This is a genomic window from Chitinophaga sp. 01L420 (assembly GCF_056399985.1).
Genome location: NZ_JBFTSK010000010.1, coordinates 45,730 through 69,691, shown reverse-complemented (window position 1 = coordinate 69,691; position 23,962 = coordinate 45,730). Strand labels below are relative to the sequence as shown.

General features: G+C 46.5%; 14 protein-coding genes. 11 read left to right on the top strand and 3 right to left on the bottom strand.

Annotated features, from left to right (window positions below; translation table 11 throughout):
* The first annotated feature begins 202 nt into the window (after positions 1-202).
* The 5 genes from AC1DP6_RS12415 (at position 203) to AC1DP6_RS12395 (ending at position 9,483) form a co-directional block, all read left to right on the top strand.
* Positions 203-2,212 carry an FAD-dependent oxidoreductase gene (locus AC1DP6_RS12415; RefSeq protein WP_477055101.1) on the top strand — a complete coding sequence of 670 codons (2,010 nt, stop codon included), beginning with the start codon at positions 203-205 and terminating at the stop codon, positions 2,210-2,212.
* 127 nt (positions 2,213-2,339) lie between these two features.
* A complete protein-coding gene (locus tag AC1DP6_RS12410) occupies positions 2,340-2,909 on the top strand; it encodes an RNA polymerase sigma factor (protein ID WP_477055100.1) in 570 nt (189 codons plus the stop codon).
* Positions 2,910-3,142: 233 nt separating this feature from the next.
* Positions 3,143-4,369: a FecR family protein gene (locus tag AC1DP6_RS12405; protein WP_477055099.1), complete on the top strand. Its 1,227-nt coding sequence runs from the start codon at positions 3,143-3,145 to the stop codon at positions 4,367-4,369.
* A gap of 70 nt (positions 4,370-4,439) precedes the next feature.
* Positions 4,440-7,775, top strand: coding sequence for a TonB-dependent receptor (locus AC1DP6_RS12400; RefSeq protein ID WP_477055098.1), 3,336 nt, complete (start codon positions 4,440-4,442; stop codon positions 7,773-7,775).
* A 10-nt stretch (positions 7,776-7,785) separates the two neighbouring features.
* Positions 7,786-9,483: a RagB/SusD family nutrient uptake outer membrane protein gene (locus tag AC1DP6_RS12395; protein WP_477055097.1), complete on the top strand. Its 1,698-nt coding sequence runs from the start codon at positions 7,786-7,788 to the stop codon at positions 9,481-9,483.
* Positions 9,484-9,669: 186 nt separating this feature from the next.
* On the opposite strand, the gene AC1DP6_RS12390 is transcribed toward AC1DP6_RS12395, so the two are convergent.
* Positions 9,670-10,596: a helix-turn-helix transcriptional regulator gene (locus AC1DP6_RS12390; protein ID WP_477055096.1), complete on the bottom strand. Its 927-nt coding sequence runs from the start codon at positions 10,594-10,596 to the stop codon at positions 9,670-9,672.
* Positions 10,597-10,689: 93 nt separating this feature from the next.
* Here AC1DP6_RS12390 and AC1DP6_RS12385 point away from each other — a divergent pair, with 93 nt between their 5' ends.
* The 6 genes from AC1DP6_RS12385 (at position 10,690) to AC1DP6_RS12360 (ending at position 21,694) form a co-directional block, all read left to right on the top strand.
* Entirely contained in the window at positions 10,690-11,574 is an 885-nt protein-coding gene (locus AC1DP6_RS12385; protein ID WP_477055095.1) for an NmrA family NAD(P)-binding protein, read from the top strand.
* Between the two features lie 194 nt (positions 11,575-11,768).
* Entirely contained in the window at positions 11,769-12,503 is a 735-nt protein-coding gene (locus AC1DP6_RS12380; protein WP_477055094.1) for a metallophosphoesterase family protein, read from the top strand.
* 292 nt (positions 12,504-12,795) lie between these two features.
* Entirely contained in the window at positions 12,796-15,360 is a 2,565-nt protein-coding gene (locus AC1DP6_RS12375) for a GH116 family glycosyl hydrolase (protein WP_477055093.1), read from the top strand.
* Positions 15,361-15,541: 181 nt separating this feature from the next.
* Entirely contained in the window at positions 15,542-18,625 is a 3,084-nt protein-coding gene (locus AC1DP6_RS12370) for a SusC/RagA family TonB-linked outer membrane protein (protein ID WP_477055092.1), read from the top strand.
* Between the two features lie 28 nt (positions 18,626-18,653).
* The gene (locus AC1DP6_RS12365) at positions 18,654-20,459 is read left to right on the top strand and encodes a RagB/SusD family nutrient uptake outer membrane protein (protein WP_477055091.1); all 1,806 of its coding nucleotides are present in this window, start codon (positions 18,654-18,656) and stop codon (positions 20,457-20,459) included.
* Positions 20,460-20,518: 59 nt separating this feature from the next.
* Entirely contained in the window at positions 20,519-21,694 is a 1,176-nt protein-coding gene (locus AC1DP6_RS12360; protein WP_477055090.1) for a hypothetical protein, read from the top strand.
* Between the two features lie 64 nt (positions 21,695-21,758).
* Here the strand turns inward: AC1DP6_RS12360 and fucP are convergent, their stop codons facing one another.
* A complete protein-coding gene (fucP, locus tag AC1DP6_RS12355; protein WP_477055089.1) occupies positions 21,759-23,048 on the bottom strand; it encodes an L-fucose:H+ symporter permease in 1,290 nt (429 codons plus the stop codon).
* 21 nt (positions 23,049-23,069) lie between these two features.
* Entirely contained in the window at positions 23,070-23,930 is an 861-nt protein-coding gene (locus AC1DP6_RS12350) for a fumarylacetoacetate hydrolase family protein (RefSeq protein WP_477055088.1), read from the bottom strand.
* Between the last annotated feature and the right edge of the window lie 32 nt (positions 23,931-23,962).

The following is a 23,962-nucleotide window of genomic DNA, read 5'->3' as shown; positions in this document are numbered from 1 at the left end:
TAAAATCTTTTATTCGTTAATTGTTGCGGTATCTGCGTTGTTGAAGGGCACAAAGATACTTAACCGGTTATAAAGTTCCATATGCCGATGGTCTGGAATTATCCGGCGTAAAATTTATTTTTTGCACAACGAATTCCTGCTACCTGTTTTTTCGTCTTTATAGCATAAGACCTCCTAAACGGTCATTATTTATATTCTGCGTATGAAGACGAACATCATTTCCGCCCTCCTCGGGCGATATAAGCACGTTCTCCTGGGGGCCTGTTGCCTCTTTCCTGCGGGTAATCTATGCTATGCTGCCGCGCCTGTAGAAGTAGATATCTGCGTATATGGCGGCACCTCTGCCGGTGTAATCGCTGCCTATACCGCAAAGCAATTACACAAAACCGTGATACTGGTATCACCCGATAAACACCTGGGCGGACTCACCTCCGGCGGATTGGGTTATACAGATATTGGTAATAAATATGCGATTACCGGCTTATCCCGCGACTTCTATCGCCGGATGGGACAGCACTATGGTAAACTGGAACAATGGATTTTTGAGCCTGGCGTGGCCGAAAATGCGTTTCAGCAATATATTAAAACAGCCAATGTACCGGTACTCTATGAATATGCCATCAGCAGCGCTAAAAAGGAGAATGGCTATATCACGGAAATTGTGGTGAATGGTGCAGACACCCGTGTGGTGAAAGCCAAAATGTTCATCGACTGTTCCTATGAAGGCGATCTGATGGCGAAAGCAGGCATCGCCTATACAGTAGGCCGCGAAGCCAACAGTCAGTACAATGAAACCTATAACGGCGTACAGTTGAGAGAAATACACCAGTTCCCGGATGGTATAGACCCGTACAAAATACCTGGCAAACCGGAAAGCGGCCTGCTCTGGGGAATTGCCAGCGGTACCCTGGCAGATCATGGCGCCGGAGATAAATTTGTACAGGCTTATAATTTCAGGATTTGTTTGACTAACGAGCCGGCTAACCGGATTCCGATTACAGCCCCCGAAGGATACGATCCGACTAAATACGAATTATTGCTCCGCCTGCTGGAAAACACAAAGCCGAAAAATCTGTCGCCCATGCTCAAGCTGGACCTGATGCCCAACGGCAAAACAGATATCAATAATAAAGGCGCTTTTTCCACGGACATGATCGGGATGAACTATGACTATCCGGACGCGGRTTATGCTACGCGAAAAAAAATCATCCATGACCATGAAATCTATACCAAAGGCTTACTGTACTTTATAGGACATGATGAGCGGGTGCCTGCTCATCTGCGGACTGAAATGCTGACCTGGGGCTATCCCAAAGACGAATACAAAGATAATGGCCATTGGTCCCCTCAAATGTATGTGAGAGAAGTAAGGCGGATGATAGGCGACTACGTGATGACGCAGGCTAACTGTGAAAGGAGGGAAGTGGTTACAGATGGAGTAGGCATGGCGGCTTATAACATGGATTCTCATAACTGCCAGCGTATAGTCGTAAACGGTATGGTGAAGAATGAAGGAGATGTAGAAATTGGCGGTTTGAGCCCTTACCCTGTTTCCTACCGCTCTATTATTCCAAAAGCCGGAGATGCCCGTAATGTACTGGTACCTGTTTGTTTGTCTGCTACGCACATTGCCTATGGATCCATTCGCATGGAGCCGGTGTTTATGGTGTTGGGCCAATCGGCCGCAACAGCCGCAGCTGTAGCCATCGATAATAAAACTTCTGTACAGGAAACGGATGTCAAGAAAGTACAGCAGCTGTTGCTCACCAATCCTTTGGTGGATAACAGTCCGGTGGAGATTTTGGTAGATGATAATGACGCTGCCCATGTAACCATTACGGGTGAATGGAAAACGGCTATCCATGGCGGGTATGGCCCTTCTTTGCTGACAGACGACAGCAAAGGCGCCACCGCCAAATCAGTACGCTTTACGCCGGAGGTGAAAAAAGCAGGCAAATACGAAGTGTACACCTATGTACCGCGGTTGCCCGGTATGGATGGTAATATGCATGTGAAAATCAATGATGGGAAGCGTACTACGGAGAAGCTGATTGCTGCGCAAACGGTGAAGGTATTGGGGCAAACTTCCGGAGAATGGGTAAGTTTGGGTAGTTATGAATTAAAAACCGGCACCGGCGCCTATGTGGAAATTGATAACCACAAAACAGAGGGTATTGTGGTGGCGGATGCGGTACTATTTATACCGAGATAAAATCTTTTTAAAAAAATAATATCGCGGAAGGATTCGACCGATTCTTTTTACCGTCTTTAGCAGTAACGTAGTATATACCGTGTAATTCCACAAAATTGTTATTTTGTATTAAATTCCATGACCTTCCTTGCTGAAAGATAGCTTACATAATGAAAAAGAGCTGTTGCAGCGCGTGGCTGCGGGAGACCAACAGGCCTTCCAGCTGTTATTTGACCGTTATTGGGAGAAGATGTATGCCAATGCCCTGCAATTTGTGAAGTCGGCGGCAAAGGCAGAAGATCTTACACAGGAAATATTTATCAAAGTCTGGATGAGCCGGGAACGGTTAACGGCAGTCAACCGCTTTGACGCTTTTTTGTATACCATGTCTAAAAACATGATCCTGGATGAATTCAGGAAACGGGTGTTACCTACGGTGCAGGAAAATGGCTATGATGTATACATGGAATCAGATCTCCCTTCCGCGCAGGATAAACTGGAATTCAAAGATGTAGAAATACAGCTGAATGCAGCGATCAACCGGTTGCCAACGCAAATGCAACAGGCCTTCCGGTTGAGCCGCTTCCAGGGCATGTCACACGATGAAATTGCCCGGCAGATGAATATTTCCCGCGTTACTTCCAAAAACTATATTGCCCGTTCTATTGTAGCGATCAGGAAACATCTGGCTGCTAAAACAGGTCATCTGGAGGTATAAAGAATTACGAATTACGAATTACGAATTACGGATTGGTGGGTAGATAACAGCGGATGTTCTTTGCGTTTACTGTCTCCGCGCAAATTCGTAATTCGTAATTCGTAATTCGTAATTCGTAATTCGTAATTCGTAATTCGTAATTTATTTTATCTGCCAGGGATTCTGATCATTATTTTTTTCGTCTTTATAATAGCAGCCCTTCATGAGAGTGTGCTGATATTTCATCCGGTTTTATGTCAAATGAGGAATTAAAAGCATTATTGGAAAAGTACCTGGGCGATCGCATCACTCCGGAGGAGTTGCAACGCCTGCAGGTACAGGTGCAGGGGAATGACAACGAACAGGTACTGGGCGAAATGATTGCCGCCATCCTGGCGGAAGATCGTTATACGGAAAAACATGACGTGGATTTGCAACAGGCTTTCCATGATGTGATGCAGGAAGCAGGACAGCGGGAAGCCATGATAAATGAACACGCTGCTGCCGATACGTCTTCTGTTGTTTCCACATCTTCCCATATCCATATCCTGTATAAACTGGCTGCAGCAGCGGTATTGCTGATCCTGCTGGGAACCGGATTTTCCTGGTGGTATCGGTCTGTAAACCGCGTGGCAGTAGTGGCTGGTAACACAACGCGCGCTATTATTCCGGGTGGTAACAAAGCCGTACTCACCCTGGCAGATGGCAGCACCATTGTTTTAGACAGCGCCCGCGACGGAGCGCTGGGTAGTCAGGGCAACACACGCATCATTAAACTGGACAGCGGCCGTTTGGCTTACACCGCCAACCAGGGAGATGCGAATGCGGCCCCACAGTATAATACTATCAGCACCCCAAGAGGGGGACAGTACCAGGTAGTACTGCCGGATGGCAGCCAGGTATGGCTGAATGCCGCTTCCTCCCTGAGATTCCCAGTAGCATTTACCGGCAACGACAGAACCGTGACCTTAACAGGGGAAGCTTATTTTGAAGTGGCCAAAAATGCCGACAAGCCTTTTATTGTACGCACCCGAGGTATGCAGGTAAATGTATTGGGTACCCACTTCAACGTAATGGCTTATACCGATGAAGGCCGCGTAAAAACCACCCTGGTGGAAGGCGCGGTGAGTGTATCGCAGGGCAATGCTACCTCGCTGATGCAACCCGGGCAACAAGCCAGCATCAACGATGCAGGCACCACGTTTATGATCAGCAAGCCCGATATAGAAGACGTAATGGCCTGGAAAGAAGGAGAATTCAGATTCCGTAAAACAGATATCAGTATGATTATGCGGCAAATTGCCCGATGGTATGATGTGGATATCGAATACAAAGGAGATTTATCCGGCATTAAACTTTATGGTAGCATGACCCGTAAAGAAAATGTTGCCCAGTTGCTGGAACTGTTGGAACAAACCGGTATGGTGCATTTCAGTACCAACGGTAATAAAATTACCGTGATGCCGGCAATGATGAAATAATGCTTTTCCACGTTTAGCACCCGCATTTATATTTAACGATCCTTTACTTTAAACTCAACCAAAAGATAGTATGGAACTGCTTACCATTTCCCACTCCCACGGGAGGAGGAGCCGCGTGCCGGCTAAACTTAAAACATGGCTGGTCAGGAAGCTGAGCATCTGGCTACTGATGGCAGGCGCCTTATCCGCCAGCGCACAAACGCAAACGGTAAAACTGTCGGCTAACAAAATGCCGCTGGATAAAGTTTTTGATATACTCAGCAAACAAACCGGTTACCAGTTTATCTGTGATGAAAAGTTGCTGGAGAATACACCACCGCTCAGCGTGGAAATCAAAAATAAAACCCTGGACGAAGCATTGAAAATATGCCTGAAAGATTTGCCACTAACCTACCTGATTAAATATGGAACGGTAGTGATAAAAAGAAGCACACCAGGTGCAAAGTCGACTCCGTCAGGTAACGGAAAAGAAGCGTCCAACAAAACCATTACCGGCACCATCACCGATAGTACCGGTATGGGGTTGCCAGGTGTGTCGGTAGGTGTGAAGTCGACCTCAAAAGGCGTACAAACCGATGTGAACGGACATTTCACCATTAACAACATCAGTGATCAGGATGTACTCACGATTTCCAGTATCGGTTATCAAACCATACAGGAGCCGGTAAAAGATCAGACCAATTTACGTATCCGGTTATCACCCACACCAAAATCACTTGTGGAAGTAGTGGTAGTAGGTTACAGCACGCAGAAAAAAGTAGATCTCACCGGCGCGGTAGCCACCGTGTCCGGTGAAACACTGGCCGCCAGACCCGTTGGACAAACATCCGCCGGCTTGCAAGGCACCATGCCAGGCGTCACCATCACACAAGGCAATGGTAAACCCGGTGGCGACGGTGGTACCATCCGCATCCGCGGATGGGGTACACTGAAAAATCCTGATCCGCTTGTACTGGTAGATGGGGTAGAAGGATCTATTAATAACATTGACCCTAACGTGATTGCTTCCGTTACCGTACTGAAAGATGCAGCATCTGCTTCTATCTATGGTTCCAGGGCAGCCAACGGCGTTATCCTGGTAACAACAAAACGTGGCAAAAGCAGTAAGCTTTCTATCAACTATAACAATTATGTGGGCTGGCAAAAGGCGACCAACCTGCCTGCACTCACCAACGCACTGGACTATATGCTGCTGACCAACGAAGCTTATAAAAATTCCGGTCGCACCCCTTTGTATTCAGAGACATTACTGGAAAAGTACCGGCGGCAGGGCAATGGCAGCTCCGACTCACTCCCCAACACCGACTGGCAGAAAGCAGTATTAACCGGTTCCGGTTTTCAGCAAAGTCATTTTTTGACCGTGAATGGTGGAACGGACAAAGTAAAAATGCTATTGTCTGTAGGCTACTTTGATCAGAAGGGATTGATCGAACAGTCGGAATTTAAGCGCCTCACGGTCCGTGCCAATACAGATATCATTTTTTCTAAAAAGCTGAACATGCAGTTCGATCTGCAATACATCAGTCCTGTGACCACAGAGCCATCGGCAGGTGCAGATGTGCTGTTCGCTTACATGAATAATATTTCTCCCAACCAGCTGGCTGTGAACTCCAATGGCACGCGGGGAGAAGGATGGGTAGGTAACAACCCCGCTGCTTCTGCCAAAGAAGGAGGGTTAAAAAAGTTAAGTGCTCCCTGGGGTAGCATGAACACGACCATTAACTATCAACCAGTAGAATGGTTAACAGCTTCTTTCAATATTGCCCCTAAATATGTGCAAAGCTATACGAACAAATTTACGGAAGCATTACAGACCTATCACCCGGATGGGAGCCTGGCAAATAAAAATCCAACGGTAAGTTTACTGGAACTATCCAATCAAAGAGAGTTTTATAATAACATGCGGGGCACGCTCACCTTTCACAAAACCTGGGGTAAGCACGATGTGAAAATATTGGGTGGCGCGGAGCAAAACAGCTACCGGCAGGATATACTGAATGCTTCCCGTGATAACTATATCCTACCTGATTATCCGGTGCTGGATGCGGGTGGTGCGGGTAATATGAAGAATAGTGGTTCCGGTGCAGAATGGTCTTTACGCTCTTTTTTTGGCAGGGTCAATTACAACTATAAAGAAAGATACCTGTTGGAATTAAACATCCGTAACGATGGATCTTCCCGTTTTGCGGAAGGCCGAAAGTGGGGCGTTTTCCCTTCCGCTTCTGCAGGCTGGCGTATTTCAGAGGAAGCCTTTATGGCGGCACTGAAACCTGCGATCAACGAACTAAAACTTCGTGGCTCCTGGGGGAAACTGGGTAATCAGAACATAGGTAATTATCCATCGGCAACAGTAGTGAATCTTAGCTCTTATACCATCGGCGGACAAATTGTAAATGCAGCTGCTATGGACGCATTGGCAAACAGAAATATCACCTGGGAAAGTACCGAGATGAGTGACGTAGGGCTGGATGTCACCTTGTTTTCACATCTCTCTATAACAGCAGATTATTATAGCAGCAAAACAAAAGATATCCTGCTGCTGCTGAATATACCACTCATCACCGGGCTCAAAGCTCCCTATCAGAATGCCGGTAAAGTAAGTAACAAAGGCTGGGAGCTGGGCATCAATTACGATGGTAACATCAAAGACTTTAAATACAACATTGGCGTGAATGTTTCTGATGTGAAAAACAAAGTGGTGGATATGCACGGCATCAATCAATCTGCTGTAACCGTTAGCAGAGAGGGATATCCGGTGAATGCTATTTTTGGATTAGAAGCAGAAGGCTTTTTTCAGAATGCAGATGAAGTAGCCAAACATGCTACACAATTCGGTACCATTGCACCAGGAGACATTAAATACAAAGACCAGAACGGTGATGGTATCATCAATGAAAATGATAAGGTGGTGATGGGAAATACTATTCCGCGCTATACCTACGGTGTCAGTCTGAATGCTTCCTGGAAAGGTATTGACTTCGGTGCATTTCTGCAGGGCGTAGGTAAGGTAGATGGATTAATTTACGGCGCGGGCATCATGCCTTTTTATGTGAGTTCCGTAGGTGGTACGGCACAGGAAAGATTTAAGGATTACTGGACACCCGAACATACAAATGCAGCTTTCCCGCGACTGGTATTCGGTGGTACCAACAACCAGCAGATTTCCAGCTTCTGGATGAAAAGCGCGGCCTACCTGCGTTTGAAGAATCTGCAGATAGGATATACGTTGCCCTCGCATCTGACAAAATCGGCGAAGCTGAATAGTGTGCGTGTTTTTGTAAATGGATCTAACCTGTTTACGGTTGCTAAATTCTGGCCGGGCTATGATGTAGAAACGGCTGTTGGCGTGGCGGATAATTATCCTGTCATGAAGGTGTACAGTTTTGGTGTTAATGTAAATTTTTAAAACCGTCATCATGAAGAAGCATTTTACTTGTTATATTATCATCACTATTTCTTTATTGGCCATACAAGCCTGCAATAAAGACTACCTGGATAAAAGCCCTCTCGGAGGTCCTTCTGATGCATCTTTCTTTAAAAGTCAGGATGAATTGTTATTGGCGGTAAACGGCTTATACAGGGCCATGAACAAACCGATGGATGACTATGATCCCGGACAGCTGGAAGGTCCCACCGTTAGCCTGATGCTGGATGCAGCCACCGATATTGGCTATGAACGTAATGCCAGCGACCTGCAGAAAATAGGTACCGGCAATCATGACGCCAACAACACTTATACGCAAGGGCTATGGACCGACTTTTATAAAGTAATTGGTCGCTGTAATTATATACTGGACAACGCAGAGAAAGTAAAACCGCTCACAGATGCCGCATTGTATAAGCGCAGTATGGGTGAAACCCGGTTTGTCAGGGCCTACATGTATCAACAACTGATTTCTTTATTTGGTGGTGTACCACTGGTAACGCATACCCTTACTTTAGAAACAGCACAGTTGCCCCGTAGTGAGAAACAGGTAGTGCTGGATTTTATTTTTGAAGAACTGGATAGCGCTGCCGCCTGGCTGCCTAAAACCTATCCTGCTGCAGAGTCGGGACGTGCCACCAAAGGCGCCGCACTGGCTATCAAAGCAAGAGTGGCTTTGTATAATGAAAAATGGAAAGTGGCAGCAGATGCCGCCAAAGCTGTGATGGACCTGAATGTATATAAGCTGGAAGATAATTTCCCCCGCTTGTTTTCTTATGACAATAAAAATTCCGGAGAAGTTATACTGGCTTTGCAATACCAATTGCCCGTACTTAATTGGGGGGGCCCTTATCCGCTTTTATGCAGGAATGCCGGCGGCGCTTCCAACAAAGTACCTTCTCAATCGCTGGTAGACAGCTATGAATGTACCGATGGGCTTACGATTGATAAATCACCACTGTATGACCCTAAGAAGCCTTTTGAAAACCGTGATCCAAGATTAGGGTATACGATTGCTTTACCGGGATCTATCTTTTTTAATTACCAGTTTGAAACGCATAAGGATAGCTTGATGAGTTGGAACTATAATACTACACCGGCTACCCGCATTGTCAACCAGGACGCCGTTAACGCATATGCTTCCTTCAGCGGTTATTGCTGGCGTAAATACATCGATCTGAAAGATAAAGACAATATGCGCATGTCTACCATGAGCATCACCTTGATAAGATATGCAGAAGTATTGCTCACCTATACCGAAGCAAAAATGGAAGCCAATGAACTGGATGCATCCGCATTTAAAGCGATCAACGATGTGCGGCAAAGAGCCGGTGTAAACATGCCGGAGATTGCGGTAGGATCCACACAGGCAGCATTGCGTTCCGCGGTGCGTAAAGAACGGATGTATGAACTGGCGAATGAAGGTTTCCGGTTGTTTGATATACGTCGCTGGAAAATTGCAGAGAAAGTAATGAAAGGGCCTTTGTATGGCCGTGTACCGAGAGGTCTTTTAGCCAGCGCCCCTGCTATTGATGCCAACGGTATTGCGGACTATAGCCAGGTACCTAACAGGGCAGATATGCGCGTGATAGAAGTGCGGACGTTTAACGCAGGAAGGGATTATCTGTGGCCGATTCCATATATAGAAACGCAAACGGATCCGAAGATGGTGCAGAATCCGTTGTATTGAATTCTTCTGTTGGGCAGATGTTGCAAGAATTATTTTCGTAGTGGATCATGTCATTTTTTAATGGCATGATCCACTTTTTTTGGAACAATTAAGTATAATGTTATCCAGGTGAAGGAAAGCGGTTTTTACTTTTTCCACTTCCTAAAATTAAATAAATCAAAGGTAGGAAAAATCTGACCTGATAGATTATTTCCGGATATCTTTCGGCATCATGCCGAATTTTTTCCGGAACGCTGCAGTAAAATGATGCGGATGCTTATACCCGATTTTGTCTGCTACTTCGCCTACATACAGTTTCTCGTCCTGTAGTAATCGTTTCGCTTCCTGCATACGGATATCACTGAGGTAGCCAAACACGGTGGTATTGAATAATTCCTTAAAGCCATTTTTGAGCTTCATCTGGTTAATCCCTGCTTTGCGGGCCAGTGCCGTAATGGACAGTGGCTGTTCGTAATGTTGCTCCATGTACTGCTTTATGGCGTGTAAACTTTCAATATCCTTTGCAGGTAACTTTGTTTTTTTCGGGAGATGTTGATGATCGAGCTGTTTCACCTGCATGAGGAAAAGCTCGATGGCTTTGGCTTCCAGGTATACCGCTTGTAAATGGCCGTTGTACGGTGTTTGCCGCATGTCGTTGATGATAGCCTGCATGGCGGGCATCATTTGCGCGGTGAAAGCGGGAGAGGGCGTATTGATGGTTTCATCGCGCTGGAAGCTGCTCATGAACGGACTTTCTTCCGTAAAAAAATGCTGATAGAAATGCTCCGACATCAGGAGTTCAAAAAAGGCGCGGTTTTTATGCAGCGTAGGCGATACGATCATTTCATAGGGTTCAGGCGATTCCCGGAAAATAGCAAAATGTTTTTCGGGTATGGTAGTAGCGGTGGTGATACTATCGTCCTGTATCCGGAAATGCGATACAATGGCTTTTTTAGCGGGGAGAAAAGACAATACTTTTTGGGTAGGGTTGCTGTAATTTCCCCAACGGAGGTCTACCTCTTTCATGGAGAGCTCTTCCAGCTGTATATGAAAACCGGAAGCATCGTTGATCCGGACTTTTTTTTCCTGAACCGGGGTGTTGTCTGCACTACCCGCCTGGCAACTGCTGATCATAAAACTTCTTTTTGCGTTGATGAGACTTCCTTTCCCGTTAACCGGCGGCCGCTGTGGCCATTACCTTTGGGTCTACTAAATTAAATCATTAAAATGGAAAAGAACCAGTATATCACTGTATTTGGTGCCACCGGGAAGATAGGGAGTGAACTGCTCCGGTTTTTATCAGCCAACGAAGTCCCTACCATAGGGGTTACGCGTAATAAAAGCAAGGCCGTAGCGCTGCCTTTTGTGGAATGGGTGGAAGCAGATATGGCAGATAAGGCGAGTTTACACAAAACGATGGCAGATAGCCGCGCCGTATTCCTGTCATCCGGAATGGGGCCTAATTTTGTAGACGAGCAGCACCAGGTGATACAGGTGGCTGCTGAAACAGGCGTAGGACATCTGGTGAAGTTATCTTCCGCAGCAGCAGCGAAAAGCTCGCCTACGCATATGCCCAGCTCACAGATCGGGCAGGCGCACGGTGCAGTAGAAGAACTGTTAAGGGCAGCCGGTATTCCCTGGACCGTGCTGCAGCCTACCGGTTTTATGCAAAACTGGTTAGGGGAATTTTCAGAGCGGGTGAAGCACGAACGCAATATCCAGGAGGCCACTGGTGATGGGAAAAGAGCGTATATCGATGTGAGGGATATCGCAGAAGTAGCTTTTAGTATTCTGACAGCGCCGGATAAACATGTAGCAGCCACTTATGTGTTGACCGGTGGAGAAGCTATCAACTACGGGCAACTCGCTGCCATCCTCAGCCAGGTGGTAGGAGAGCCGGTTACCTATATTCCGCTGACCCTGGAGGAAGGCAAACAATGGATGGAGAAGAAAGGATTACCTCCCTGGGCTGTGCAGACTTTGATGGCATATACGGAAGTACAGCGCCGCGGCGATGCAGCATATGTCAGCAACGCCGTTGCGGAAATACTCCAAAAGCCAGCACGTACTGCCGAGGCGTTTGTAAACGATCACTCCGTTTGGTTTAAATAAGAAAAATAAGGCTTACAAAAACAGCTGCTGCCGCAATAAGAAATGGCATACCGGGAAAATAGAGCAGGTCTGTTTTCCCGGTAGATGCAGCACATGTGCAGGTAGGAGCGATATTATTCCATGGAACAGATATATAAAAAAGGATGAGTGAATACCCAATCAGTAATCCGTATATTTAGTATCAAACCATGCATATGAAAAACGTTATTGCCTTTATTACTGATCCGCATATGGACGAAGCTTTTACTACTGGCAGACAGGTGGATGCAAGAGAAGACCTGAAAAATATTTTGCAGGAAGTACAGGCAGCCGGGATCACGGAAGTGGTTTTTGGAGGTGATATCGGAGATCAATCTTCGCATCCTTTCTTCTTTGATCTTTTAAATAAGTATCCGGGTAACTATCGCATCGTACTGGGCAATCATGATCATTTTAAAGAAGTCATTCCATTTTATAATCCGTTGCCAGATGAAAGAACGGAGCTTTATTATACAGATGAAAAGGGAGGGTATAAATACATCTTCCTGGACTCTTCGACCGAAGAAATAAGCCCGGTACAATTGGAATGGTTTAAAAAAGAGATGCAGACCAACCAGAAAGTGATCCTGTTTGTACATCATCCCATACTGCCGGTGAATGCAGAGGTAGACCGGGCGTATCCTTTAAAAGGCCGCGAAAAAATAGCAGAGGTTTTGCGGCAGCATCCGCAGGAAGTATATATTTTTTGCGGACATCTTCACCTCGATGATATGCAGTCGCAGGGAAATATACAACAGTATGTAACGCCGGCTGTTTCCTTACAATTCGTGAGAACTTCGACAGTAATTGCATTTGATAAGCATTTTTTTGGCTACAGGATTATTACCATCAGTGAGAAAGGTATTGAAACAACAGTAGTCGAAAAGCAACGGTTAGTGAGCACACCTTAATCCGAAAATGCCAACGATTTTATCTGACTTCTAAAAATAAATTTGGAGGCGCAGATAAAATATTATAGTTTCAATTTTATAAAGTATTTTTTTTATTGCCTATTTGCTTAAACGATTAAGCGTTAAGCGCCACGGAAAAACAAAACGAATCAGACACTGCATGGTGTGGTATGAAAAACTATTGTAAAAAAGAGAAGAAGTAATGCTACGCCAGCTTTGCAGGTGAACCTACGTGTGTATTCGATTGCCCGGCCAGCGCATCTGCCAGCTGATTTTTAAAAATAACTGATACATGAAAAAAAGTAACAACCGACGTTTTTTTCTGAGAAATATTGCGGTCGCCTACCTGGGCGTTTCTGCATTGCCGGTAGTTGCACTGGCAAAAAATACATCCGGTAAAAAAGAAGAGGAGCAACTCTCGCCGGCGATGGAAAAAGACCGACGTTTTAATGATGCCTATCAGGGAAAATATAATAACCGCATCGCGTTTCCTATTGGAGGTATTGGCGCCGGTATGTTTTGCCTGGAAGGCACAGGCGCCATTTCACATATGTCTATACACCACAATCCCGAAATGTTTTATGAGCCGGCCATGTTTGCAGCCATCAGCATGAAAGGAGGAGGAGCCAGGGTATTGGAAGGACCTGTGCCCGACTGGAAAAAGTTTGGTCAGCGGGATGCCGGACTGGGCGGCACCGGCGGCGCTACCTGGGGACTCCCACGGTTTAAAAATGCGGTCATGAAAGCCCGCTTTCCGTTTGCAGACATCACACTCCAGGATCCGGCTATGCCGGTACAGGTGGCCATAAAAGGTTGGAGTCCTTTCATTCCAGGTGATGAAGACCATGCCAGTATGCCTGTTGGTGCAATGGAATATCATTTTACGAATACCGGTAATAAAGCGGAAGAATTTATCTTCTCCTATAATGCGCGCAATTTTATGCGGCAGGCTGATACCTTGCACACGATAAAAGCAATGTCCAACGGATTTGTACTAACACAGGCCGCACCGGAAAATGCAACAGAAAAGCAAGGCCACTTCGCCATTTTTACGACGGAGCCTAATACCGTTGTGGATCATTGCTGGTTCCGTGGTGGCTGGTTTGATCCATTGACCATGGTGTGGAATACTTTGAAAGACGGAAACACGCGCAATACACCTCCGGTAGAAAAAGATGCACCCGGTGGCTCCCTGTTTGTACCATTTCGTTTAAAGCCGGGTGAGAAAAAAGTAATCCGTCTTATGATGGCCTGGTATGTACCGGATTCAAAACTACGTATAGGGGAGGACGTAAGTGGACACGCTAATGCATTCGGGAAATATTATAAACCATGGTACAGTAGCCGGTTTAAAGATATCGCCGCCGTCAGTGATTATTGGAAAGATAACTATGCCGACCTGTATAAAAAGACCGCACTGTTTACAGCTGCTTTTTATAAAAGTACATTGCCGCCCGAAGTACTGGAAGCAGTAGCCGCCAACCTCACCATTCTGAAATCAGCTACGGTGATGCGGCAGTATGATGGCCGTTTCTGGTGCTGGGAAGGCTCCGGCGATACCTGGGGTAGTTGTCATGGTACATGCACGCATGTATGGAATTATGCACAGGCGGTGCCGCATTTATTTCCGGCGCTGGAAAGAAGTTTGCGTCATACGGAGTTCAACGAAAATCAGAATGCAGAAGGGCATCAGGGTTTCAGGGCTAACATCCCCATCTCTCCGTTGGTACATAATTTTCATTCGGCAGCAGACGGACAACTGGGAGGCATCATGAAAGTATACCGCGAATGGCGCATCAGCGGTGACAATGAATGGCTGAAGCAAATGTATCCACTTGTAAAAGTGAGCATGGATTATTGCATCCGTACCTGGGATCCACGCCGCAAAGGACTGGTGGAAGAACCACACCATAATACCTATGATATTGAATTCTGGGGAGCAACTGGTATGTGTACCAGCTTTTACCTGGGTGCCTTACAGGCGTTTTCATTAATGGGTACTTTCCTGGGTAATGATGTAGCGGAATATACCGCGCTCTATCACAAAGGAAAACAACTCCTGGAAACAGAACTCTATAACGGCGAATACTTCATACAAAAAATACAATGGACAGGATTAAATGCCCCTGATCCGGTGAAGGCACAATCATTCAGCACTCAGTATGCCGACGAGGCAGTGGTGCTGTTGAAAAAAGAAGGGCCTAAGTATCAGTATGGCACGGGATGCTTGTCGGACGGTATTCTGGGCTCCTGGATAGCCCGGGTATGCGGCATGGAAGAACCCGTAGATAGGGCTAAAACAAAAAGTCATTTGCTCGCAGTACACCAATACAATCTGAAAAAAGATTTAAGTAATCACGTGAATCCGCAACGCTCTACCTATGCGTTGGGCAATGAAGGCGGCTTGTTATTATGCTCCTGGCCTAAAGGTGGTATGCTGTCGCTCCCCTTTGTATACAGCAATGAAGTATGGACCGGCATCGAATACCAGGTAGCTTCTCACCTGATGTTCCAGGGCGAAGTAGCGAAAGGGCTGGAGATTGTACGGGCCTGTCGCCAGAGATATGATGGTACCGTACGTAATCCTTTTAATGAGTACGAATGTGGTCACTGGTACGCAAGGGCCATGTCCAGCTACGGACTATTGCAGGGACTCACCGGTGTGCGATACGATGCAGTAGACAAAGCCATCTACATAGATTCCAGGATTGGAGACTTCAGCAGCTTTATTGCTACTGAAAAAGGATTTGGTACCGTTAGCTGGAAAAAAGGTATCCCGTCACTGCAGGTGGCTTATGGAATCATACCCGCCACACGTGCAATCGTGGACGGTAAAAAAATAACATTGTCTGCATGATAAAGAGCGCCCGGTGAGGGCAGGCCGGGCGCAATATCCATCGCATCATTGCAGCACTATTTCCGATAATAATTTACGCTTATACACAGACAGGCATTCATCATCAAATCGTCTTTAATTCCAGTTGCTTAAACGATTAAAGTAACGCCAGATTAAACCAATCACCAAAATCCACACGTTTATGAAAGCTTCCCTTCAAGGAAGGCCTCCCATGCCAGGATCTTTAAAAAAAAGATGTACAGGCTTCCTTTTCTTTTTTTTCATTTCGATCTATACCTTATCTGCACAAAAAGTGATTACCGGAAAAGTGACGGCCGCCGCAAATGGCAAGCCGCTCGCAGAAGTGAATGTGATTGTAAAAGGTACACCGGTAGGCACTACTACTTATCCTGACGGCACCTATGCTATTAAAGTAGAAAAGAACGTAACACTGGTATTTACTTATGTTGGCTATGAAACGCAGCAGATACCCGTGGAAACACTGACGGAGCTGAATGTAGCCATGAAACAACAATCCAGTACATTAGGAGATGTAGTGGTAGTAGGGTTTGGCAAGCAAAAGAAAATATCCGTGACCGGCGCTATCTCCAGCGTTCCGGTGAATAACCTGCAGCGGATTGCCACGCCTTCTTTATCTAACGCACTGGCAGGGAGTATGCCGGGAATAATTACCAGGCAAAGTTCCGGCGAACCCGGCTATGACGGCGCCGCCATTTTTATCCGCGGCTTCGGCACCTGGGCCAACAGCAGTCCACTCATCCTGGTAGATGGTGTAGAACGCGATATCAACAACCTGAACACACAGGAAATTGAAAGCTTCTCTATCCTCAAAGATGCTTCTGCCACGGCGGTATACGGCGTGCGCGGTGCCAACGGCGTCATCCTCATTACCACCAAACGAGGAAAGATCGGAAAACCACAGGTGGTATTCCGCACAGAAAATGCTACCCTCGATGCCCTGCGCCTGCCCAATTATATTAATGGCGCCGAATATGCCGGCTTAATCAATGAAGCCCTGAACAATGATCATCTTCCCGTAAAATATACACCGGAAGAACTACAGAAATTTAAAGACCATTCCGATCCTTACCTGTACCCCGACGTAGACTGGTCAGATGCGGTACTGAAGAAAAATACTTTTCAGAGCATCAATAACCTCAGTGTAACAGGCGGCAGCGAAATTATAAAGTATTATACCAATGTAGGCTATACGATTCTGAATGGTATTTATAAACAGGATCCTACCAATGCTTATAAGACCAATGCACAAATGAAGCGTTATAACTTCCGGTCGAATGTAGACATCAACGTATCCAAAACAATCAGCCTGGAACTGGGCGTTGGCGGGGTGATCCAGCAAGGTAACTATCCGGGCACCCGAGCACCTGATATTTTTGACGCACTGAAAATTACTTCTCCCATTAACTATCCAAAAGTAAATCCGGATGGATCCATTGCCGGCGCTTCCACGTCCTACCTGCAGAATAATCCCTGGGGGCTCGTTACCCGCGCTGGTTACACACGGCAGGACATGAATACCCTGCAAGGTACTTTCAGTGGTAAATGGGACCTGTCTTCACTCGTCACAGAAGGGCTTTCTGTGCGGGGCATGTTCTCCTATGATCATTATTACTTTGCTTCCACAGAACGTAAAAAGCCTTACGCCATTCAGCAATACAGAGGAAAAGATAATAATGGCAATGATCTCTACGCAACCATAAGAGAAGAGCAGCCTATGGGATACACGGTCATCAACAGGGCTAACCGTGCCATCTATACGGAGCTGGCAATTAACTATAACCGCAGCTTCGGCAGTCATAACGTAACCGGTATGATCCTCGGCAACCGCCGCGAATTTATAGACCTGACTGCCGGCACCACCATTAACAATCTTCCGTATCGCCGGCAGGGGCTGGCCGGACGACTTACGTACAACTTTAAAAACCGCTATCTCGCGGAAGTGAATGCGGGCTACAACGGATCGGAAAATTTTCCGGAAGGAAAACAATATGGCTTCTTCCCGTCTGTATCCGCCGGCTGGGTGATTAGCAATGAAAGTTTCTGGCATATCAAAGCGATTTCCAATCTCAAAATCAGGGGATCCTACGGACAGGTGGGTAATGACCAGATCAGTATAGATCCTGCTGCCCGCCGCTTTTTATTCCTCACCACCATTAACCGCAGCGGGCAGTCTTACCTCTTCGGCGACAACCAACGCTTTTACCAGGGATTTGATGAAGCACAATTAGGTAATGATGATGTGACCTGGGAGGTAGCTACCAAGTCTAACCTTGGGATAGATCTCGAATTATTCGATGGTACAGTGACCCTGCAGGTAGATGGATTTAAAGAAAACAGGAAAGGCATTTTAATTCAACGGGGTGTGATACCCAGGGTAACCGGTTACTATCCGGGCATCCTGCCATATGCCAACCTGGGAATGGCTAAAAACAGCGGACTGGATGCGATGCTGGAAGTGAAACGAACTACACATAGTGGGTTCTTTTATAGCTTCAGAGGTACGTTTACCTATGCCCGAAGCATCTGTACACAAAACGATGATCCTATCCCGAAATATGCGTATCAGTCATTCGTAGGACAACCGATAGGTCAGCCATTGGGACTGGTGGCATTAGGTTTTTTTAAAGATCAGACAGATATCGATAAAAGCCCCAGACAGAATTTTATGGAACAGGTAAAACCAGGTGATATTAAATACCAGGATACAAACGGCGACAACGTGATCGATGATTATGACCGTGTACCTATCGGCTATGCCAGAACGCCACAAATTGTATATGGCGCCGGCGCCAGCTTTGCCTGGAAAGGATTTGAACTGAGTGTGTTTTTCACGGGCGCAGCTAAGGCCAGTCTTTTTGTAGACGGACCTTCTATGTATGCTTTCCAGATGGGCCTCGGCACATTTAATATTTTACATGAATACTATGATAACCGCTGGACACCGGAAAATCCAAATGCTAAATATCCCCGGGTATCGCCTTTGCAAAATCCGAATAACAACCGGACCTCTACCATGTTCCTGCAAAATGCGAGCTACGTGCGGTTGAAAAGTGCGGAAGTGGCCTACAACATCCACCTGAAACATGGTAGCAGACCTGGACTGGAAGGCATACGACTATTTATAAATGGTTATAACCTGATCACCTGGGATAAGGTAAAAGCGATAGACCCTGAATCAGAATATGGTACCGGCGGATATCCTTTACAACGCAGCATAAACTTCGGTACCCAGCTCACGTTTTAAACCAATGCTCAATTTTCAAACCTGACAGATGAAAAAAATATTTCCAACAATAAAAAAGCAGATCAGCATCCTTTTATTGGGATTATTGGTGCTGCTAGTGCCATCCTGCACAAAAGATTATCTGAAAAAAGCACCGGACGAAGACCTGGATATCAAAAAAGTTTTTTCCGAAAGAAAGTTTGCAGAATCCTTTTTGACATCTGCCTATAACAATATTCCGGTGATGCTGGGAGCGGCAGACTGGGACCAGCGCAATCCCTTTACCGGCGCCAGTGATGAAATGGAGATCACCTTTTTGGGAGCGTACTCGCACATGTTAAACTCAGGCGCCTGGAGTGCCAATGACTACTACCCGGATATCTGGGGATTTATGTATGAAGGTATCCGCAAAACAAATATCTTCCTGGAGAATGTAGCACTGGTGCCTATGCCGGAAGAAGACCGGAAGAAGTGGATCGGGGAAGCTACTTTTTTAAGAGCCTTCTTTCACTTTATGCTGGCCCGCATTTATGGGCCGGTACCGATCGGTGATCATGCATATACGCTCACGGAAGACTATACGAAAATACGCCGGCAACCCATAGATAAGGTCATCGGCTTTATTGTGGCAGAATGCGATAAGGCAGCGGGGCTGCTGGACTGGACAGTGACCTCCGACAAATACGGCCGGGTAACCAAAGCCGCTGCGCTGGCGCTGAAAGCACAGGCCCTGCTATATATGGCCAGCCCTTTATGGAATGGTAACCCCGATTACGTGGGGCTGAAAGACAAGGAAGGCATCGCCCTTTTTCCGGCTTTTGATAAAGAGAGATGGAGACAGGCAGCTACGGCCGCCAAAGCATGTATCGATGGCGCAGAAGCCAATGGGTATAAATTGTATCGCTCAGCTTCCAACGATCCGGTAAGAAATTACCAGGAAGTATTTATTGAACGCAACAACGCAGAGGTGTTATTTGCCCGCAATGCCGGTGAACACTCCCACTTTGAGCGTTGCAGTAATCCAATCGGTTATGGTGGCTACTCTATTTTTTGCCCCACACAGGAACTGGTAGATGACTATGAAATGGACAACGGACAACGGCCTATTACCGGGTATAATGCCGATGGTTCACCGGTGATCAATGCCGCCTCGGGCTATGTGGAAACGGGCTATGCGGCTGCTAATCATCCTAACAATTATTACCCGGCAGGTGTGCGTAATATGTATGTGAAACGGGAACCGCGTTTTTATGCCAGCATCAACTTTAACGGCGCCATCTGGAAAAATCGCGGCATACAATTTTGGAATGAAGGGCTGGACGGCAGAAAGAGAGCCGGCTCCGATTATTGCATCTCCGGTTACCTGATGAAGAAAATGGTCAACCCTACTTCCGACATCTTCCAAAACAGGTTTTCTTTAAATACCTGGATCTATTACCGCATAGGCGAAGAATATCTCAACTATGCAGAAGCACTGAATGAAGCAGACGGGCCGGTGGCAGATGTATACAAATATATCAATGCCATCCGTGACCGCTCAGGGTTGCCGGCATTGCCTTCCGGCTTATCGCAGATAGATATGCGGGAACGTATTCATCATGAACGCCGCATAGAACTGGCCTTTGAAGCACATCGCTATTTTGATACCCATCGCTGGAAAATCGCCGGGAATATTGATAATAAAGAAATTCACGGTATGAATATAGGCGCCGGCGCTTCGCTCAATGATGATAACTTTTATAAAAGAACAGTGATAGAAAGGCGTGTGTTTGTAGCACCTAAGCATTACCTGTGGCCAATACAACAGGCAGAAATAAATAAAAATCCAAACCTGGTACAAAATCCCGGTTGGTGATTTTTTGTATTAAGGTTATATTAACAGTAACAAACCAGTGGCCGATAAAGTAAAGCAGGATGAACAGATTTTGTAAGAAGATAACTGCCATGAAATGGTATCATATCAACGGGCAACGCAAATGTGTTTTTGCCATAGGCGTTGCCGTTAGTATACTATTATGGCCGGCATGGATGGTAGGACAAAAGCCATCCGCAACGAATACACCTACTGAATGGATCCGGCCTGATAATGCCGGCAGTCCTCCTATATGGGGTATCCGGAATGGCATTGTGGTGGGGCTCTGGCCTGCGGCCATAGAAAACCCCAGACCAGGCAATGATGGCGGTCCACGTGGATTATTACGGATAGGATATGAATGGCAGCACATCGTTTATCACATTAACTACATCGCCATAGAACCGGTGGTAAATGGACAGATGGAGTTCAGTGAAGTGTCTCCCTCACAGGTAGATGGTAAATGGGGTAAGCTGATGTGGACCGGCGAAACGTCGGATCCGGGAAGGTTTTTAGCGAGTGCCGGCACCCGCGGAATAATTGTGTCAGATACCATGAGCGTAGTAGCACCCGATCCGCAGCATCCGGAAAAAACTATTTTATATCTGTATGTTTTTATGGAGAAATTCCTGAACGGTGCGCATCCTTATCTCCGTCTTAGTATCCGTAGTGCTCAACCGGAGGAATTATGTATAGAAGTATTTCAGCAGCCAGGAAGCGCTCCCATGCAGCGTTGTGGGGTGACGGCTACTATGGGTAATTATTCCAGGTTGAGGAATTTATACCTGAAAGATAAAGTAGTGAATGCAAGAACATTATATGCCGGTTACAAGGATATTGATTTTGTTGAAAAAGCAGCTTACCCGGCGCAGCAAATGTTACATAACAAAAGTGGTGATTTTATAGTAATGGCGCAACCAGACGAAACATTGAATGAGCTCTCTGCGTGGCCGGAAACAGCTGCTTATACCGCCAGGTGGGGCTGGCGTTATCGTCCTTTCTACAAGCTCACACAATACTGGCGGGTAGCCGCTCATGAGGCGGATACTTCTTTGCTGGTGCGTGTGAATGGCAGGGCGAAATACTGGGGTGGAGGTAGCCGGAATCCGGCTGACTATATCGATATTCCAGGCGGGCCGTCTTTCGAAAATTTTGAACTGAGGGAACAATATCGTCCGGGTCAGCAAATCTATTTTGGACTTACACGTAAAACAATACAACAATTGTTATCGGAATAACGGCTTGAAATTTCTGTTATAGAAATGGTTGCGGGAAACTCACCCGCAGCCATTTTTTTATTACTTACCTGATCACTTTTAATACCGGCAGTGCATGTCGCCATGCATAATAACCCACTACGGCAAAGCAAATCAATGGAACCGTATAGCCTAGCTGTACATTGCTGTAGTACGTAATGGCGCCCAGCCCCAGCGGTATCAGCGCTCCGCCAACAATAGACATTACCAGGAAAGCGGATCCGGATTTCGTTTCATTGCCAAGGTCGCGGATGGCCAGCGAAAAAATAGTAGGGAACATAATCGACATAAAAAATTCTACACCGAGTAAGCAATAGACACCTGGTCTTCCGCCAATGCCCACGCAATAGCATAACAGTACTACACTGGCCACACTGTAAAACAACAGTAGCTGACGGGGTGCTATTTTTCGCATGAGCAGCGTTCCTGCATATCGTCCTACCATAAAACAGAGTAACAGCAATCCCAGAAAAGTAGTAGCTTCTTTTTCCGGCATATGCCCACTATATCCTGCATAACGGATAAAGAAGCTGGAGATACATACCTGTGCACCTACATAGGCAAATTGTGCGATCACGCCCCAGCGAAAATGTATATGCCGGAATACACGAAAGTTGATGCTTAGTCCATCGCTGTGTTCTTCCTGTATTTTAGGGAAATGTACGATCATAAACAGGATGGCGGTAAGCACCAGCACCCCGGCGATAGCGAGATAAGGTACCTGTACGGAGCGGGCTTCAGATAAAAGGTAGTTATTGAGTACATCCGGTGACATGCTGCTGAGTTGTTCATGCGTAAACTCTTTCCCGGAAAGGATCACTTTACTGAGAAAAAATGCGGCAACGAATGCGCCGAGTCCATTGAATGCCTGCGCAAAGTTGAGCCGCTGCACCGATGTTTCTGGTGTACCCATCATGGTGATATATGGATTGGCGGCGGTTTCCAGGAAGGTCATGCCGGCAGCTACGAGGAACAAGGCAAAAAGAAACAATCCGAAAGAGCGCAATTCTGCGGCGGGAAAGAATAATACTGCGCCGGCTGCTGCGATCAGCAAACCGGTAATGATACCTGTTTTATAGCTCCACTTACGCATCACCCAGGCGGCGGGCAATGCAAAAAAGAAGTAGCTGATCCAGTAAGCCGCGTCAATGAAGGCCGACTGGAAATCGTTTAGCTGGCAGGCTTTTCTCAGATGGGGGATGAGTACAGGAATGAGGTTGCCGGTGAGCGCCCATAAAAAGAAAAGGCTGATAATGAGTATGGAGGCGACTTTCAGTTGACTGCTGCTGGAAGGGGGCGCGGACGCCCCTTTCTTTATGTCAATAGTGGAATTCATAAAAGATGGTTTTATGGTGGGCTATAAACGACAGGTCTGTACCTCGTTGATCAACTGGCCAATATGATCTATGCTGATTTCTACACGGTCGTTGTCCTGTAGGGTGAAGCCGTTGTCGGGAACGAGGCAGGTGCCTGTCATCAGGTAACAACCATCCGGGAAAGCGCAGCCTTTGTAAAGAAAATTCACCAGTTCCTGGTGACTGCGTTTCATCTGACTGATAGGTATGCTGTCGGAGTATTGCTGCTGATCATTGCGGAAAATCGACATGCTGATCACGGTATCCGGTGGAATAGGCGCATCCGGTACCATGAGACAGGGGCCCAGTGCTGCGCATTTCTCATATACTTTTGCCTGCGGCAGATACAGTGGATTTTCGCCCTCTATGCTACGGGAGCTCATATCGTTGCCGATAGTATAACCTTCAATTGTTCCCTGGCTGCTGATAAATAAAGTCAGCTCCGGTTCCGGTACATCCCAGGTGGAGTCTTCGCGGATGAACAGGATTTGTCCATGTCCGGATACGCGGTGTGGTGTAGCTTTAAAGAATAGTTCCGGCCTTTCTGCTACATATACTTTATCGTAGAAGGTAGCACCGCCGGATACTTCAGATTCTTCCATCCTGGCAGTACGGCTGCGGTAATAAGTAACACCGGCTGCCCATACTTCCTGCGCGCCAATAGGCGCCAGCAGATCGCCTGCCAGCAGTTGCTCCGCTATGGCATTTGGAACAGGTGTTTTCCCTTTTATATCGGCCTTTACATAATCAAATAATCCGGACCTGTTGACATAGCTGTTCCAGTTGGCGGCCACTGTGTAATACTGATCCTGGTAGGCAACCAGTAAAGCGGCGGAGGTTTTATAAATGCGGATGATCTCCATGTTGATTTATTTGGTAATGAAGAAATGTGGTA